The organism is Mycobacterium simiae (genome assembly GCF_008370645.1).
Taxonomy (GTDB): Bacteria; Actinomycetota; Actinomycetes; order Mycobacteriales; family Mycobacteriaceae; genus Mycobacterium; species Mycobacterium simiae_A.
The window spans coordinates 1-208 of sequence record NZ_VTZN01000699.1 but is presented as its reverse complement, the minus strand read 5'-3'; the positions used below and the strand labels follow the sequence as shown (position 1 = coordinate 208).

Sequence of the window (208 nt, the reverse complement as noted above, 5' to 3'; positions counted from 1 at the left end):
CACCGTTAACGGCAACGCATCCAGCACCATCAGGACCGCGGGCACCATGAACTTCGGCAGCCGTTGTCCCACAAACATTCGAACCCGCGCGACGATATCGGCCTGCACCGTTGCCGGCTGGAGCACTACGTAGCCCACGAGTTTGTCACCATGAGCGGTGACTACCGCCTGGGCGACGGCCGGATGGGCGGTCAGGGCCGCTTCGACT

The 208-nt window shown here is 63.9% G+C and carries 1 protein-coding gene; it reads right to left on the bottom strand.

Annotated features, from left to right (window positions below; translation table 11 throughout):
• Positions 1-208 (bottom strand): AMP-binding enzyme (locus tag F0Q45_RS27410; RefSeq protein ID WP_149656753.1); only part of this gene is annotated, 208 nt, incomplete at both ends.